The sequence below is a fragment of the Bifidobacterium sp. LH_416 genome, assembly GCF_056357055.1.
Window position 1 is genome coordinate 576,335 of the sequence record NZ_JBKEVJ010000001.1, and the last position, 15,138, is coordinate 591,472.

Consider the following 15,138-nt stretch of genomic DNA (forward strand, 5'->3'; position numbering starts at 1 on the left):
CCTCCATGAGGTAGAAGGAGACGATCGTGCGTGAACTTAATTGGGCTACGCTAGGATGCGGTGTCATCGCCAACCAACTCGAACAGGCATTGGAGGGCGAAGGTCGAAAACTGTATTCGGTGGCGAACCGAACCCACGATAAGGGTGTTGCTTTCGCTGAGAAATACGGAATCGGCAAGGTGTACGACACTATTGATGACGTGTTCGACGACCCGAACGTGGATGTCATCTACATTTCCACCCCGCATAACACGCATATTGAATTCCTGCGCAAAGCACTTGGCTTGGGCAAGCATGTGCTGTGCGAGAAATCCATCACGTTGAACAGCGAGGAGCTGAACGAGGCCGTTGCCCTCGCCGCCGCGAATAATGTGGTGCTCGCCGAGGCAATGACGCTGTACCACATGCCGCTGTATAAGAAGCTCAACGAGGTTATTAGCTCAGGCAAGCTCGGCGACCTGAAGCTGATTCAGATGAACTTCGGCTCCTATAAGGAGTACGACATGGCGAACCGCTTCTTCAACCGCAATCTTGCCGGTGGCGCCATGCTGGATATCGGCGTTTACGCGCTTTCCTTCGTGCGCTGGTTCATGAGCTCCACACCGAATCAGATTCTTTCCCAAGTCAAGCTGGCACCCACCGGAGTAGATGAGCAGGCCGGCATTCTGCTGACCAATCCGGACGGTCAGATGGCTACGGTCACACTGTCGCTGCACGCCAAGCAACCGAAGCGTGGCACTATGTCGTTCGATAAGGGATATGTGGAAATCTACGATTACCCTCGCGGCGAGCGCGCCACCATCACGTATGTAGAGGACGGCCATACCGAGGTAATCGAGGCCGGAGAAACCGCTAAGGCACTGGCGTATGAGGTGGCCGATATGGAGGCCGCTATCGCCGGCGACCGCAGCATCATGCATCTTGACTACACGCGTGACGTGATGGACATGATGACGCTGATTCGCCGCGCCCAGTGGGGCCTGACCTATCCGGAAGAAGAGCAGGATTAACGTTTCCGTTTTCTTATGAAATAGTGGACAGCGCGCTCCTCATCAAAGAGAAGCGCGCTGTCCACTTTTTTATTGCGGCGTCACTTCCGTCAATTCCGGCGGCCGGCGCGTGGAGTAACGGAACATCAGCGAGGCAAGCAGTACGCCAACGATGGCCATAGCACCAATCACCCACATACTTTGTGAGAATGCGTGCACATAAGCATTGGCTGCGTTATCTCCAGCAGCACTTCGCGCCGCCGCAAATTCAGTAATCAATGTACTGGCCACAGCAGTACCGATTGCGCCGGCCATCTGCTGCACAGTGTTCATTACTGCCGAACCATCAGCATTCAATTGGCGCGGCAGCTGATTCAATGCGTGCGTCTGATCAGGCACCAGCACAAAGCCGGAGAACGCCATGAATACTGCGTACGCCACGGCAATCAGCCATATATTGCCGGTCGCGATGATAAATACCGCATCCATTACCGTGACCACAATAAAACCAATCACAATAAACTTTGGCGGAAAATGATTCTTCAGTGAATTGCCGATCAACGGTGCTGAAATCGCACCGACCACAGCGCCCGGCAGTAGAGTCAAAGCTGCCGCCAAACTGCTCATTGCAAATCCGCGTTGCAGCAGAATAGGCAGCAGGAAGTTCAAGCCCAATACTCCACCGGAAGCCATCAGCAGAATGAGCATGCCAAGCGAGAATCCTGAATAGGTGAATACGCGAACTTCCACGAGCGGCTTGCTCATCTTCAGCTGCACAATCACAAATACTGCGAGCACAGCTACGCTCACAGCAAGCACCAGCCAGAATCGCCAATCGCCATTCCAACTGGCGAAGAAGCTTACTGCCACAATCAATGCGGACAATCCAACAGCAGCCAAAAGCAACGATGGCACGCTGATGCTCGCCTGTTCTTTATCGCCAGGATGGCGGATTTCCGGCACTGTAGCCATGCCAAGCAGGAACGATACAACCAGGAATGGCAGCATCGTATAGAAAATCCAATGCCAATTGGCGTATTCCATAACAATGCCACCGAACACCGGGCCAATGGCAGGAGCGGCACAGGTCACGAGGCTCACAATGCCGAGCATGGCTCCTCGCTGCTCAAGCGGCGCTTTCTCGAGAATAATGTTGGTGATCAGCGGCAGCGAAATACCTGTGCCTAATGCCATCACCAATCGTGCGGCGAGCAGCATCGGGAAGTTGACGGCAAATGCACCGAGCACTGTGCCGGCAGTGAAAATCGCCACTGCGGCGACAAACAGCGCTTTCGTGGCAAAGCGACGCACCATGAATGGAGAGGCTGGAATCGCAACGGACAGCAATAGCAAATAACCAGTGGTCAGCCACTGCACTACGGAGGCATCGATTGCAAACTCCTGCATCAACGTGGAGTATGCAATGTTCAGCGATGTTTCCGAAAGAATCCCCAAAAACGTGAGTATCGCCAAGGAAACCACTGCGATAACCAGCTTTGACTGCACTGGCTGCTTACCACCATCAGGCAACTGTTCGGACGCACTGCGTTCGTTCATTGGACTCCGTTCGCCTTAGATTGTTGTATATCAAACAATTGGATATCCTATCGCCAAATGTTTCGCGAAACTACATGCATCGCCGCGCGCCGCAGCATTCCAGCCCTTCCGATAGCATGGTGGGCGGTAGTTTGACGGGGATTCGATCGTAATGTGGACAGGCAGAGCACCGCTTGGGCCAGTACGCCGAAATCTCACGGAAGCATCACGAGTTATGCTGCAACGCACCGGATGCCCGTGCTCCGATCAGACAACACGACAAGACTAGAAACGGCGAAATTCCAACCTTTCTAAGGAGCAACTGCACCAATGGCAGAATTCGTATTCCAGATGATCAAGGCACGCAAGGCATTCGGCGACCGCGTGATTCTTGATGACGTGACCCTGAGCTTCCTGCCGGGCGCGAAGATCGGCGTGGTGGGCCCCAACGGTATGGGTAAGTCCACCCTGCTCAAGATCATGGCCGGCCTGGAGACCGTGAGCAACGGTGAAGCCACGCTGACTCCGGGCTTTACCGTGGGCATCCTGCAGCAGGAGCCGCCGCTGGACGATACCAAGACCGTGGGCGAGAACATCAAGATGGCATTCGGCCCGATTGCGGAGAAGGTCGCTCGCTTCAACGAAATCGGCGAAGAGATGGCCAACCCGGATGCTGACTTCGACTCCCTGATGGAGGAGATGGGTAAGCTCCAGACCGAGATTGATGCCGCCAACGGTTGGGATCTCGATTCCCAGCTCGAGCAGGCTATGGATGCTCTGCAGTGCCCGGACCCGGACACTCCGGTGAACGTGTGCTCCGGTGGTGAACGCCGCCGTGTGGCACTGTGCAAGCTGCTGCTCGAAGCCCCCGATCTGCTGCTCCTCGACGAGCCCACCAACCACTTGGATGCTGAGTCCATCCTGTGGCTGGAACAGTTCCTGCACCAGTACAAGGGTGCCGTCATCGCCGTCACCCACGATCGTTACTTCATGGACAACGTGGCCGAGTGGATCTGCGAGGTCGACCGCGGCCACCTGTACCCGTACAAGGGCAATTACTCCACCTACCTGGAGACCAAGGCCAAGCGTATGGAAATCCAGGGTGCCAAGGACGCCAAGCTGGCCAAGCGCCTCAAGGACGAACTCGACTGGGTGCGTTCCTCCCCCAAGGCCCGTCAGGCCAAGAACAAGGCTCGTCTGGAGCGTTACGACCAGATGGAGCAGGAGGCACGTAACAACAAGAAGCTCGACTTCTCCGAGATTCAGATTCCGGCCGGCCCGCGTCTGGGTTCGATGGTGCTCGAAGCCAACCATATTCACAAGGCATTCGGCGACCGCGTGCTTATCGACGATCTTTCCTTCACCCTGCCGCGTAACGGCATTGTGGGTGTGATCGGCCCGAACGGTGTGGGTAAGTCCACCCTGTTCAAGACCATCGTTGGCTTGGAACCGCTCACCAGTGGCGAACTGAAGATCGGCGATACCGTCAAGATCAGCTACGTGGATCAGAACCGCGAAGGCCTCGACCCGAACAAGAACCTGTGGGAAGCCGTTTCCGGTGGCCTCGACTTCATTGAGGTGGCTGGCGTGGAAGTGCCGACCCGTGCCTACGTGGCCAGCTTCGGCTTCAAGGGTTCCGATCAGCAGAAGCTCACCGGCGTACTCTCCGGTGGTGAGCGCAACCGTCTGAACCTGGCCTTGACCTTGAAGCAGGGCGGCAACCTGCTGCTCCTCGACGAGCCCACCAACGATTTGGATGTGGAGACCCTGGAAAGCCTCGAAAACGCACTGCTCGGCTTCCCGGGCTGCGCTGTGGTAATCTCCCACGATCGTTGGTTCCTCGACCGCGTGGCCACCCACATCCTCGCTTGGGAAGGCGACGATGAGAACCCGGCCAAGTGGTACTGGTTCGAAGGCAACTTCCAGGCCTATCAGGAGAACCGTGTGGCTCGTCTCGGTGAGGACGCTGCTCGTCCGCACCGTCTGCACAAGAAGCTTGTGCGTGGCTGATTCATTCCGTAATTAGCCTTGCAAGGCCGTCATCGTTCTGCGATGACGGCCTTCATTATTACCGTAGGCCGTTTCATGCCCTCAGCACGGGCACAATTCCCTCCCACAATCCTCCCACAATCCCTTCCACAATCCCCCTTGACTGTCATCGGTTTTATTGACTGTCGGTTTTCCAACACTGACTGTAGGAGAACCAACATTGACTGTAGGAAACCTGACACTGACTGTAGGGAAACCGACGTTTTTCGTCGTAAAACCTACAGTCAGTGTTGGTTCCCCGACAGTCAGTGTCAGATTCCCTACAGTCAATGTTGGAAAACCGACAGTCAGTAAGGGTAACGGCAGGGAAATCAATGGGACGCGGGAATAAAGAAACATATGCGGCCACAATCGGGACCGCATTGTGGAACATGACCATATCTAACCGGTAATTAACCTTCCTCACAGGCTCGTTACATCATGCTGCCATGACTCTTAATCCCCTATGCGTAAACTGCCAAGCAGTATCGCAATACGACCGCTATCTGAATCGAGGAACGCCATGACGCAAGCAGCCACCGTCACTCCATTGGACCATCTGGTGAAGGTGTTGCAGTTAGGCGAACCTTCCGCCTACCGCAATCACACCTATATCAACGGCGAAAGCATGTTCTTCCCCACCGGTCGCGTATATGGCGGCCAAGTCATCGCCCAATCGGTAATTGCCGCTTCCAAAACCGTGCCAGCTTCCCGCCTGCCGCACTCCATTCATGGCTACTTCATTGCGGCCGGCGATATTCGCCAGGATCTGCTGTTCGATGTGGAAACCTTGCGCGACGGACGTTCATTCTCCGCTCGCCGGGTAAACGTCACGCAGGCTGAAGGCTCGATATTGACCGCCATCGCTTCCTTCCAGGAAACCGGTCAGGAAGGCGTGGAATTCGCCGACCCGATGCCGGAGAATCTTCCCGATCCGGAAACGCTGACCTCGGCGAAGAAACTAATGGAACCGTTTGCCGAGAAATCACCGTTCGCCAATTATTATGCGGAAAAATCTCCGTTTGATATTCGCCATATCACCCCAACGGTGATGCTTAAGGCTGATAAAGATTCCGCTCAGCATGATTCCGGTAAGCAGATGGTATGGATGCGCGCTGATGGTCATGCCGAGGTACCGCAGGTGATGCATCGTGCGCTGTTGGCTCTCGGCTGCGATCAGCTCATGATGGAGCCAGTACTACGCCGCGCTGGACTGTCGATTTCCACTCCGGGTATTTCCTACGCGTCCATTGATCATTCGATGTGGTGGTATCGCGATATCGATATCAATGAATGGCATTTGTATGTGCAGGATACGCCGATTGCCGCGCATGGCCGCGGCCTCGGCACCGCGAAAGTGTATTCACAGGATGGCGAATTGGTCGCTGTGATCTCACAGGAGGCTATGGTTCGCGTACCTCAGCAGTGAGGTAACACACTGGGGCTCCCCTCAGTCTCACTATGTTCGACAGCTCCCCTCTCTTGAGGGGAGCCAATAAAGGTAATTACTGCTTGCGATAGGCCTGGGCCACGCCTTGACGGCGCTTGGCCTCGGCCATCTTAGGATTCTCTGGGCCTTCGTTTGGCGGCAATTGGCAAAGCCATTCGCCGATGATGCCGATAATCATGTCTGCAATGCAAATCACTGCGGTGACTGCGCACTCGATAATCGCATCATGGTAGAACGGCGCTTCAAAATGACTGACGCTCATCAGAATCTGCCCCGCATACCATCCAGCAAGCGTGGCACCGGCCAATCCCAGTGCTTTGGACAGCACCAGCGTATTCACTGCGATGGTCGGGTTAATAAAGCTATGTGGACGCTTCTTGGGGTCGGTATTGGCATACTTATGCACCTGAAGCGCCAATATCAGCACAATCAATCCCAGTATGGCGAGCAGACCAGCAACCACCCAAGGGGTGCCGATCAGCGACAATCCTGACTGTTCGCCATAGGATGCAAGCCCCATACCGGCCAACAATCCCAGCGCGGCACCAATTGCATACTGCCACCACGGTGTTCGACGTACTTTCACGCCCACGCTCCTTGTTTACGCTTCACTTAACGCCAGCATATGCAGCGTCACTCGCCCATAATCCAATTATCAGACAGCATTCCCACCTGGCCAGCATCCGGTGCCATAGCCAAAAGGAACGATACCGGCTCTGAACCCAGAGTAGCTTCCGGATCCATATCCATCCAAGGAGCCAGCACAGACGCATGCTCCTTAGCGCTTGGCCACGGTACTCGGCATGTCGGCGTATCCGAAGTCACACCATCCATGTCCACCAAATCAAGATCGATGCGCCCGTCATGCGCTGTTTCAATACTGCCGAGCACGGCAATCACATCAGCGGCTGGCAGCTTGGTTTCAATCTGAATGACTGCGCTCAATGCATCTGGACCATCAAAATGACTCACATGGTACAGCGGCGAAATACCCTGCACTTGGTTGCCGGGAACGCTGTCTATAGAGACGATGGATTCGCGAAACAGTCGCTCGGCCTCCTGCGCGGTGGAATCCATGGAAATCACAGCCTTGCGCGAAATTGGCGCAGTCTCGGCAGGAGCGTTGGCAGTAACCGAAGATTCTTGAGCGACTGCATTGTCCGCGCGACCACCGAGCATCCAATCCTCGCTAGCCAATTGCACGGCGTCCCGATCGGCGGCGGCAGCCAGCAAATCGGAAACCAATCCACCATGTGCACCAGCAAGTCGTGCAGAAGGATTCAACGCCAGCCATGGGGCAAGCACGAATGCTCGCTGCCATGCACGCGGATGTGGCAAAGACAGGTCAGGATCCGCGCTGGTAACGCCATCAAAATCGATAATGTCAAGGTCAAGAGGGCGGGAATCCCAATGATTTTCTCGATTACGACCATGAGCACGTTCAATGCCCTGCAACGCATCCAATAATTCATGACTGCCAAGCGTGGTTTCCAGTTCCACCACTGCGTTCAGAAAGTCCGGAGTGCCCTCAGCCATACCCCACGCAGCTGTGCGATACAGCGGCGAAATACCAGCAACCTGAGTGCCCGGCAAACCATCCATTTCACGCACTGCGGCACGCAACGTGGATTCCACATCTCCTACATTGCCGCCAAGTGCTATTACCGCCTGATGCACAGCATTCTGAGTATTCCGGCCAATTTCACGGCTCTGCTCCCCCGCTGCTGCATCCGACAGTGGAACTACAGCACCTTGTGCGTCGCGCACACGAGTGATGGAAACGGCAACATCAGCAAACGGTACGGTGATCGGTGCGTGCGGCTTATGCACTGTGACATCAACCTTGGCGATGGCGGGAACAGCGAGAATGCGCTCGGCAATACGCTGTGCCAGCTTTTCAATCAGGTCGACGTGCTCGCCTTCAATAACCGCCACAATATCTTTGGCCACACGACCGTAATCAACGGTATCGTTCAGGGCATCGGACTGCCCAGCCGCGAACAAATCAAGGTACAGCGTGGCATCCACGATGAACGGCTGTGCACGTTGATGTTCGAAATCAAGCACGCCGTGAGTACCGTTGGCGCTCACGCCAGTCAGTCGAATTATGTCCATGATTGACTCCTATCGTCTTCCGCGGTTCGTCTCCTTGGAGCTGACCGCCGTTGGGTTGAGGGGTCCTGCATCATATCCCTCAACCCAACGCCTCCAACCAGTTACTGTGCGGTGTAATCGCGCCACAGGTTGCCGGCGATGACTGCTGCACGGCTCTTGGCAACATCGTGTACGCGCACAGCCCATGCGCCATGTTCGGCACTCAATGCGGAAAGTGCTGCAGTCACATCGTCACGCTGCGCCATTGTGGGCTCGGCAATACCGTTATCGGCAAGCATGGCTGAGATGAAACGCTTGCGAGACTGACCAATCAGCACTGGGTATCCGGTAGCGCGGAAAGTATCGAGACCAGCCAACAGCGGCATGTTATGTTCGATGCCCGGCTTGGAGAATCCCAGACCCGGATCAATAATGATGCGTTCTGGTTTGACGCCTGCAGCAAGCACCCCATCCACTTGCCGCATCAGTTCATCATGCACATCAGTCAATACGCCATGTTCGTACACGGACGTGTCCTGATCAGGGTTGGCACCCTTGGAACCAGCCAACCAGCCACGCCAATGCTGCACGATATACAGACAGTCGTGATCAGCGACCACATGCGGCAGCTCGACGTCCAATGTGCCACCGGAAACGTCATTGATGATTTGAGCCCCGCCTTGAAGCGCGGCAGCAGCCACTGAAGCACGCGTGGTATCGATGGAAAGCACAGCTCCTGCCGGAATCAGAGCGTTTACCGCTCCTGTGATGCGGTACAGTTCGTCTTCCTCGGATACGCGCTTAGCGCCAGGCCTTGTGGATTCGGCACCGATGTCAATGATGTCGGCGCCGGCTTCCATCATGTCACGGCCATGCTGGGCTGCCTTATCCGGATCGAGCCAGAGGCCGCCATCCGAGAAGGAGTCCTCGGTGATATTGAGCACGCCCATTACTAGCGTGTGTGGCGCGTCATGTAGCGCTTGCAAATCGGTCATCGTTCCCCTTTCACTCCCGCTGGCGGGAGCCATTTCTTATGATGAGTCTCTCCCCCACCCGGCCTACGGCCGGGAGCCCCCTCGTCAGATGGGGCCGAGACTATGGTCATTTATCCAGAATCAAGCTCATGGCTTCGGCGCGGGTGGCGGGATTGCGGAGCAATCCGCGCACTGCAGAAGTCACCGTGCGGGCGGAAGACTTTTTGATGCCACGCATCGACATGCACAGGTGCTCACATTCGGTTACCACAATTACGCCACGGGCACCCGCATACTCCACCAAGGCGTCGGCAATCTGCTGCGTCAAGCGTTCCTGCACTTGCGGGCGGCGAGCATATACTTCAACAAGTCGTGCCAGCTTGCTTAAACCCATCACGCCATCTTTGGCCGGAATATAGCCCACATGCGCAACGCCGTGGAACGGCAGCAGATGGTGTTCGCAGACGGAATATAGTTCAATGTCCTTCACTAGCACCAGCTCATCGGTATCGACATCGAAGTGCTTTTCCAGCACATCAGCCGGGGAAGAGTGCAAGCCGGAGAACAATTCCTTGCAGGCTCGGGCAATACGATCCGGCGTTTCCACCAGTCCCTCACGTTCCGGATCTTCGCCAATGGATTTCAAGAACAAGCGGACGGCTTGGCGCACACCTTCCTCATCGTACTGAGCGGCGCGCTCGATGCCTGTCGATTCCTCGGTCATATCTTCTCCATCCACGTTGTCTCAATGAGTAAGCCCACAGCCTATCCTGCAAGACAGGTTAGACTGCGGGCTTGTTACTGCATTACAAGGTGCTTTACTTGTCTTCAGGTTTCATGCCCACGGAGCGCTTCAGGCTTTCGGGGATTTCCACCGGCGGTTTATCGGAATCAGGACGACGATCGTTAGACAGCCACACCTGACGTTCCGGAGCCTTCTTAATTGGAGCGAAGATCTCCGCGAGTTCCTTCTCGTTCAGCGTTTCCTTCACCAGAAGCTGGCGAACGAGCTCATCGAGAATTTCACGGTTGTCGTTGATGATGTTCCATGCTTCAGTGTGTGCGGTTTCCACCAGCTGGAGCACTTCTTCATCAATGATCTCAGCAGTGCGGTTCGAGTAGTTGTGCGGAGCAAGGCTGCCCAAATCACCGCTCTGATCTTCGTCATCAGCCCACTTGATGGCACCAAGCTGCTTCGAGAAGCCATACTGAGTCACCATCGTGCGAGCGATATTCGTGGCCTTCTCAATATCGTTGGAAGCACCAGTGGTCGGATCGTGGAACACGATTTCCTCTGCGGTACGGCCACCCATGGCGTATGCCATTTGATCGAGCAGCTGGTTGCGGGACTGCGAATAACGATCCGAAGTCGGCATCACAGCGGTGTAGCCCAAAGCACGGCCACGCGGCAGAATCGTCACCTTGGTCACCGGATCGGTGTTGTGCAGGGCTGCGGCAACCAGTGCATGACCACCTTCGTGATATGCGGTGTTGCGCAACTCATCCAGAGCCATGCCCTTGGACTTGCGGCGAGGACCAGCCTGAACACGGTCGATGGCCTCATCGATAGCGCGGTTGTCGATCAGCTGAGCACCAGCACGAGCGCACAGCAAAGCGGCTTCGTTCAGCACGTTGGCCAAATCAGCACCGGTGAAGCCCGGCGTGCGTACGGCCACCATGTGCAGATCCACATCAGGCACGAACGGCTTGCCCTTGGCGTGAACCTTCAGGATTGCCTCGCGGCCTTCCAGATCAGGAGCGGCCACACCCACCTGGCGATCGAATCGACCAGGACGCAGCAGTGCCGGATCGAGCACATCAGGACGGTTGGTTGCAGCGATGATGATGAGGTTGGTGTCGTTATCGAAACCATCCATCTCCACCAGCAGCTGGTTCAGCGTCTGCTCGCGTTCATCATGGCCACCGCCCATACCGGAGCCACGCTTGCGGCCCACAGCATCAATCTCATCAATGAAGATGATGGCAGGAGCGTTCTTCTTGGCCTCATCGAACAGGTCACGCACACGGGAAGCACCAAGGCCCACGAACATCTCAACGAAGTCGGAACCAGCCATAGCGTAGAACGGCACGCCAGCCTCGCCTGCGATAGCGCGAGCCAGCAGCGTCTTACCAGTTCCAGGAGGGCCGTACAGCAGCACACCGCGAGGAATGCGAGCGCCCAGCGCCTTGTACTTGGACGGATCCTTCAAGAAGTCCTTGATTTCCTCCACTTCGGCGAGCGCTTCATCTTCGCCAGCCACATCGGAGAACTTGGTGGTAGGCGTCTGGCCTTCGAGCAGCTTGCCGTTGTTCTTCTTGCCGCCCATGCCCAGCATGCCGCCTGCACCGCCCATGCGGCTCATCAGCCACCAGAACAGTGCAAAGAAGATAAGGAACGGCACAATGGAGGTGATCAGATAGCTGATCATGCTGGTTTGCTCGATATTCGAGGTCCAGCCCTTCTCCAAATCACCGTCTTCCACAGCCTTGGCTACCTGTGCACCTTGGGCGAAGGTGTAGTAGAACTGCACGTCCTTGCCATAGTTGGTGGTCTTGCCAGTATCCGGATTCTTCTTGGTGAAGTCATCCTTCAGCTCAAGACGCACCACTTGCTTGTTATCGGTGATTTCTGCATAGGTGGCTTTGCCCTGCTTGATCAGCGCGAAGCCGTCCTTGGTGTCGATGGTTTTGGTTGCACCGGTGGTGAACATCTGGAACATCAGCACAGCCATAACCACCAGCACCGCGCCCCACAACCACGGCGACTGCCAGAATGGGCGGTTCTCATTGTTGCCGCCGTTCTTCTTGTTGCCGTTATCGCCACGATTGAACGGATTAGTAAATGGGTTGCCGTTATTACGGTTATTCGGGTTCGGATTGTTTCCGTTGCCCTGCCCAGGACCCTGGGGGAAGGTCATGCTTGTTCTCCTTGGTAAACGGACGGCTTCAGTACCGCAATCGATTCGAGATTGCGGTAATGCTCGTTATAATCGAGGCCGAAGCCTACAACGAATTCGTCCGGAATCTCATAGCCCGGGTACTTCACATCCACGTCCACTTCTCGGCGAGAAGGCTTGTTCAGCAGTGCGAATACTTCCACGGAAGCGGCACCGCGACGCTTCAGTTCGTCAACGAGCCATGCGAGCGTACGCCCTGAATCGATAATATCTTCCACAATTAAAATGTGCCGGCCGCGAACATCGGCAGACAAATCCTGGCGAACTGTCACAGTACCGCTGGACTTGGTTCCAGCGCCATAACTGGACAAGCTCATGAAATCAATTTGTACTGGGATGCTCAAGGCTTCGGTAAACGCCACTAGCGTGTTCACGGCACCCTTCAGCACTGCGACGACCAGCGGATTCTTATCGCGATAATCATCGCTTACCCGCGCAGCCATCTCCTGAATTTTGGCATCGATCTGTTCCCTGCTGACCAGCTCGTGGTCAATATCTTCCTTAACGTCAGCGATTCGCATGCGCTCTATCTTGGCACACGCGAATGACGTGTTTCTTGCGGTTCGCTGAATATCCACTGGGAAGATACACAGCTGACTGGCCATGCCAATCAGTAATCAAACGGTCAACGGCTTCGACTTGTGCAGCACTGGCTTCGATTCCCGCTTCGCTGAACGCATGAGCCAGTACGCGCAGGCGAATCGCAGCGGGCTCGTTCTCCAAAAGGAGAGCGTTAATCGCAACTGTCATATCGCGCGAAGTTGCGGCATCAGCAGTAAGAGTTACTGCCTCAGCTTTCACCGCATCAGCCTGCTCGTCAAGATACGCCTTGTCTATTTGCATGAATCGTGCACTGTCTGCAAGATGACGTGCCACATCAGCGCCGGCAAACTGCGCGATAGCAGGCAACAGATCATGCCTGATCCGCGATCGCAGCGGGTAATTGCTTGGCAGTGGACCTTCCCAACCCTCGCCATTGGTTGGATCATCCCAATATGCAAGGTTGAGATCCTCGCAGATGCCCGTGGTGTCCGCACGGGTCAGGTTCAACAGCGGGCGCACAAAACGTACGTTGTCTCGAACGGTTACTGGCGGCATACCGGCAGCCATGTCAAGACCATGCCCGCGCAGCAGTCCAATAAGCACGGTTTCAGCCTGATCATCAATCGTGTGCGCCAGCAATACACAGTCGGCTTGCTGCTCATGTGCCGCATCACACAGTTGGCGGTATCGCGCTGATCGAGCAGCAGCTTCCAGCCCTTCTCCCCCATCATGCACGTCAGCTGTACGAACTAGTACCGGCTCGAGGCCCAGTTTGCGGCAGCGTTCAGCTGTCTCTTCAGCAACCTGGCTGGAACCTGGCTGGAGTTGATGATCCACAACAACGGCTCCGCAACGCACTCCCAGAGATGCGCATACGATCTGGCTGACCGCAGCCAAAGCCGTCGAATCACGACCGCCCGAGCAGGCGACTAGCACCAGAGGTGCGTCTGGCAACGGCTTATGTTCGCCATGCCGCGCAAATTCAGGAGACTGACGCTCCAATCCAATACTCGCCAATGACGCACGCACCGCGCCTACCGCTTTGCGCAGTCGAGGTGAATACACCATAGGAATCCTTACAAATCGGCAAGTTTGGTAATAAACATATTGATAGCAGTGCGAGCAGCCTCATAATCAGCGGGATTATTGACTACTACTGCAAAGGCCAAGGCTCCCCCATTGGTTCGGGAAATGTTGCCGGCCATGGAAGTTACCTGTTCGAGGCTTCCGGTTTTCACACGAATCAGGCCAGCTACCTTGTCATCGGTGTAGCGGTTTGCTGCCGTGCCGGTCAAACCAGTAATAGACAGTCCTTCCGCTGCCGCTGCTCCGCTGCTTTCGCTCAGGTTATGTTGCTGTACTGCGGCCAGCGTGCGCACGGTCAGCTGTGACCCTGGTGACAGGCCTGAGCAATCGGCCATCGTGAGACCGACTGTGTTCAGTCCTAATGATTCCAATTGTGTGCGTACTGCTCGAGCGGCACCTTGCGGATCATTCGACGGATTGCTATCGGCAAGTGCTACGAGTCGGCCAAATTCTTCAGCCAACGTATTGTCAGAATGACGCAGCGTATAGGCGAGCACTTCCGCAAGCGTCGCAGAGCTGACTGACGCGACTGCGCTCACTCCGCTGGGAACGGCAGCAGCCACCGGTTCGCCTTCCACGGTTATGCCATTAGCTTGCATTAATTGCACAAACTGTTCGGCGGTATCGATTGCTGTATGTTGGGAAAGTTCAGGGTAGCCGATTGGCTCATCGGGATTACTCGGCGCTGGGTTGGCATCGCTGTATTGGCGTCCGCCATCAATCGCCATGGATGAGATGGGCGTGTAATACATGGTGTATGCGCCAAGTACTGCGGAACCATCAGACAAGCCTTGTGGAATGCGCTGATCTCCGAATAGCGTGTCGTCATAATGGAGGGCGATGCTACTAATACCGCGCTGGGCAAGGGCTGCAGCCGTGGCTTGAGCCAATGTTGCCAGACCAGCTCGTCCGTTGATGTGGTCGGGATCGGATTGGCCGGCAGACAGCAGCATATCGCCGTTGCCTTTTAGCGTTACCACAGTGCCGTTGTCATTGAAATCGATGAAGGTCTGCGTATCTAATGTTGCGGCCATGTTGAGCTTGGTGGATGCGGCGAGCGCAGTAAGGGTTTTCATCGTCGACGCCGGTTCGCGCGGGGTATCCGCCTCATGTTCCGCGGCAACATGGCCTTGCGCGTCTTCAATAACCACCGATACATCCTGCCCGACACCTTCAGCGGACAGCAGCTCATTCATCAGGTTTCCAGCCTGTGATGAATCGATGGTTTTGCTGCGATCCAGCTGGGCAACAATGGTGCCGCCAGCTTTGGCTTGTTGAGCATCGGGAAAGCTGACTTCCGCGACCGGCTTCAATGTAAGCAGTCCGGGAACAACATCAGCGATATCTGCTATGCAGTAGCCCGCAAACAATGCGACCGTGATAATCGAGGAAAGCGCCACTGTGAGTCGACGTCCAGCGCGAATTCGATTCAGTGACGTGTACTGGCGGTTGCCGGGCCTCGCCTTGGAAACCATGAAGGT

At 55.7% G+C, this 15,138-nt stretch carries 12 protein-coding genes; 3 read left to right on the forward strand and 9 right to left on the reverse strand.

From position 1 onward, the window contains the following. The first annotated feature begins 26 nt into the window (after positions 1 to 26). Positions 27 to 1,010, forward strand: coding sequence for a Gfo/Idh/MocA family protein (locus tag AC1AY0_RS02450; RefSeq protein ID WP_476524520.1), 984 nt, complete (start codon positions 27 to 29; stop codon positions 1,008 to 1,010). Positions 1,011 to 1,079: 69 nt separating this feature from the next. On the opposite strand, the gene AC1AY0_RS02455 is transcribed toward AC1AY0_RS02450, so the two are convergent. Continuing rightward, a complete protein-coding gene (locus AC1AY0_RS02455; RefSeq protein WP_476525723.1) occupies positions 1,080 to 2,546 on the reverse strand; it encodes a DHA2 family efflux MFS transporter permease subunit in 1,467 nt (488 codons plus the stop codon). Between the two features lie 309 nt (positions 2,547 to 2,855). Between AC1AY0_RS02455 and ettA the strand changes: the two genes are divergently transcribed. Beyond that, a complete protein-coding gene (gene ettA / locus AC1AY0_RS02460; protein ID WP_476524518.1) occupies positions 2,856 to 4,535 on the forward strand; it encodes an energy-dependent translational throttle protein EttA in 1,680 nt (559 codons plus the stop codon). Positions 4,536 to 5,076: 541 nt separating this feature from the next. Further along, complete coding sequence (locus tag AC1AY0_RS02465; RefSeq protein WP_476524517.1) at positions 5,077 to 5,982, forward strand: acyl-CoA thioesterase; 906 nt, start codon at positions 5,077 to 5,079, stop codon at positions 5,980 to 5,982. A 76-nt stretch (positions 5,983 to 6,058) separates the two neighbouring features. On the opposite strand, the gene AC1AY0_RS02470 is transcribed toward AC1AY0_RS02465, so the two are convergent. From AC1AY0_RS02470 to AC1AY0_RS02505, 8 genes are all read right to left on the reverse strand, one after another. Further along, positions 6,059 to 6,589, reverse strand: coding sequence for a DUF3180 domain-containing protein (locus AC1AY0_RS02470; protein WP_476524516.1), 531 nt, complete (start codon positions 6,587 to 6,589; stop codon positions 6,059 to 6,061). 47 nt (positions 6,590 to 6,636) lie between these two features. After that, positions 6,637 to 8,118, reverse strand: a complete 1,482-nt coding sequence (gene folK, locus AC1AY0_RS02475) for a 2-amino-4-hydroxy-6-hydroxymethyldihydropteridine diphosphokinase (RefSeq protein ID WP_476524515.1) — start codon at positions 8,116 to 8,118, stop codon at positions 6,637 to 6,639. Positions 8,119 to 8,219: 101 nt separating this feature from the next. Beyond that, complete coding sequence (gene folP / locus AC1AY0_RS02480; RefSeq protein WP_476524513.1) at positions 8,220 to 9,092, reverse strand: dihydropteroate synthase; 873 nt, start codon at positions 9,090 to 9,092, stop codon at positions 8,220 to 8,222. Positions 9,093 to 9,198: 106 nt separating this feature from the next. Further along, a complete protein-coding gene (gene folE / locus AC1AY0_RS02485; protein WP_476524512.1) occupies positions 9,199 to 9,795 on the reverse strand; it encodes a GTP cyclohydrolase I FolE in 597 nt (198 codons plus the stop codon). Positions 9,796 to 9,889: 94 nt separating this feature from the next. Continuing rightward, positions 9,890 to 11,989 carry an ATP-dependent zinc metalloprotease FtsH gene (gene ftsH / locus AC1AY0_RS02490; protein WP_476525724.1) on the reverse strand — a complete coding sequence of 700 codons (2,100 nt, stop codon included), beginning with the start codon at positions 11,987 to 11,989 and terminating at the stop codon, positions 9,890 to 9,892. Continuing rightward, positions 11,986 to 12,549 (reverse strand): hypoxanthine phosphoribosyltransferase, encoded by a 564-nt coding sequence (gene hpt, locus AC1AY0_RS02495; protein WP_476525726.1) that lies wholly within the window; start codon positions 12,547 to 12,549, stop codon positions 11,986 to 11,988. The genes ftsH and hpt overlap by 4 nt, the downstream gene beginning before the upstream one ends. Beyond that, positions 12,536 to 13,639 (reverse strand): tRNA lysidine(34) synthetase TilS, encoded by a 1,104-nt coding sequence (tilS, locus tag AC1AY0_RS02500; RefSeq protein ID WP_476525728.1) that lies wholly within the window; start codon positions 13,637 to 13,639, stop codon positions 12,536 to 12,538. The genes hpt and tilS overlap by 14 nt, the downstream gene beginning before the upstream one ends. Before the next feature lie 8 nt (positions 13,640 to 13,647). After that, positions 13,648 to 15,132 carry a D-alanyl-D-alanine carboxypeptidase/D-alanyl-D-alanine-endopeptidase gene (locus tag AC1AY0_RS02505; RefSeq protein ID WP_476525730.1) on the reverse strand — a complete coding sequence of 495 codons (1,485 nt, stop codon included), beginning with the start codon at positions 15,130 to 15,132 and terminating at the stop codon, positions 13,648 to 13,650. Positions 15,133 to 15,138: the final 6 nt, after the last annotated feature.